This window comes from Streptomyces sp. NPDC048269 (genome assembly GCF_040652395.1).
Lineage (GTDB): Bacteria > Actinomycetota > Actinomycetes > Streptomycetales > Streptomycetaceae > Streptomyces.
The window spans coordinates 1-2,099 of the sequence record NZ_JBEZLW010000118.1 but is presented as its reverse complement, the minus strand read 5'-3'; the positions used below and the strand labels follow the sequence as shown (position 1 = coordinate 2,099).

Below are 2,099 nucleotides of genomic sequence, written 5' to 3'. Positions count from 1 at the left end.
CGGCCGAGTACTCACACCATCCCGAACGGCCGAATCGTCACACCGGTCACGGCTGACCAGGACATCTCATCAAGATCCTGTTACGAGCTCTAAGGTTGCGCCTTACGTGTTCCGTTCCTCGCCGTCAGCTGGAAGAGCCGCGCGGTGTGCATGTAGGGCGGACGGGCACTGGTGGCGAGTTCCAGTTGCTCGAGGTCGGCGTAGAACGCCGGGTCGTACTTTCGCGCATCGTCGGTGATGTAGTCGCAGAAGCTGCGGATGCCGTAGTGCTGCACGTCGAGACAGCCAAGGCTCTGCAGGAGAGGGATGATCTCCTCGGCCGTATGAAGCGTCAATGTTGAATCGAACATCTGGGTCCGGAGCTGATCGGTACTGAGCGCGGCCAGCGCGGCGGCAGGGTCCATCTCGCGAACGGCGATGTTCAAGGCTGCCGAGTGCCGGTTGATCGCCATCACCGAGAACAGCCCGCCGCGCTTCAGCAAGGCGAGGACCGAGGCAAGGGTGCCCGGCACATCGTCCACGTACTGAAGGAGGTTGTGGCACAGAACCACGTCGAACTCTCCGTCGGCGAGGTCGGCGGGCAGAGCAGTCACGTCGGCCTGCACGCAGGTGATCAGCTCCGTCAGGCCGGCCGCCGAGGCTCGCTCGGCCGCGGCGGCGAGCATGGCGGGGGCGTAGTCGACGATGGTGACGTGGTGCCCGCGGGCTGCGAGGCGCAGGGCGTCACCGCCGTCGCCGCCGGCAACGTCGAGTATGCGCAATGGCCCGCTTCCCAGACCGCCGAGATGACGGGCCAGGTTCGCCTCGGCGATCGCGTAGCGCAGGCGGCCCCAGGGGGCGTCCTGCCATTCCTGCCAGGTGGTCATCGCGGTGTTGAACTTCTCGGGAGCTTCAGGCATCTGGTGACGATAGCTCGAACAAGGTCCCGAACGGGTTCACTCACCAGGGAGTTCGGCAGGCAGGGACGGCGGTCTTGGCGTGCTCCTGCGTGCTGTCCAGAGCGCGCGTTTCACCTTGTCGAGACCAAGACCGCCAGGGCTGAGTCTGCTGCAGCACGATGTCCAGCGGGAAGCGTTCGCTTCGGCGTCACACTTCCGAGATGACTTCTGCGCGTGTCCGCACGCGCGTCGCGACGACTTGTTCGAGCTGGGGGACGCGCTGCTCTGCGCGGATGGGCCGGTGACGACGCCGGTGTCTGACGCTGCTGGCCGAGCACCGCCACGGGCACGGCGCGCTGTACGACGCACTCAACCGTGGCCGCATCGACGCCGGGCGGCTGCGGCGGGTCCTGGCGGCGCTGCCCCAGCCCAGAGCTGCCGACGGCCGACTCGTCCTGGCCCTGGACGTGAGCAACTGGCTGCGGCCGACGCAGAGTGCAGGGCGGACAGGTTGTTTTGCCACACCTTCGGCCGCGGCCGGGACCAGCACCTGATGATCCCCGGCTGCCCGTACTCGTTCGTCGCCGCGCTCGAATCGGGACGCACGTCGTGGTGCCAGCTGCTGGACGCGGTCCGACTCGGGCCCGAGGACGACGTCGCCGACATCACCGCCGTCCAGGTCCGCCGCGTGATCGAGGACCTGGCCGTCGGCGGACACTGGCGCAAGGGAGACGCCGGCATCGTGGTCGTCTTCGACGCCGGCTACGAGGCTCCGCGCCTCCGCGTGGATCGACCATGACGGCGAACTCCCTCTCATCGCACTGATCATCACCGCGCACACCCTGCTCCGCCTGGCCCCTCCGCTGGCCGAGGACCCCCGCCGTCCCTGGGAGAAGCCCGCTCAGCCGGTCCGGCTCACACCGGCCCGGGTGCGGCGCCGGTATCGGAACCTCCGTGCTCATTTGCCATGTCCGGCCCGTGCACCGAAACCGAATCGGCACGGCCCCGGCAGGCCCCTCGGCTCGAAGAACCAGCGAGCCGCCACCGGCTACGACGTGGGTAAAACCGTCAGACGCACAGAGACCCTCATCGAACCCGACCAGGTCAGACCATAAAGAAGAAGCTCAGCTTGGCATTTATCCTCGCTCGTCACCCGACCTGCTGATCTGCGGTGTTTCCCGGGACAGCGGAGGCGGCCGTTCTCCACGCTTCGAGATGTCG

The 2,099-nt window shown here is 67.4% G+C and carries 1 protein-coding gene and 1 pseudogene; one reads left to right on the top strand and one right to left on the bottom strand.

Annotated elements, in window-relative coordinates; all coding sequences use genetic code 11:
* Positions 1 to 89 precede the first annotated feature (89 nt).
* On the bottom strand, positions 90 to 899 hold the full coding sequence (locus AB0D48_RS37375) for a methyltransferase domain-containing protein (protein ID WP_362407820.1): 810 nt from the start codon (positions 897 to 899) through the stop codon (positions 90 to 92).
* A gap of 139 nt (positions 900 to 1,038) precedes the next feature.
* Between AB0D48_RS37375 and AB0D48_RS37370 the strand changes: the two are divergent.
* Positions 1,039 to 1,993: pseudogene (locus tag AB0D48_RS37370) on the top strand (transposase).
* Positions 1,994 to 2,099: the final 106 nt, after the last annotated feature.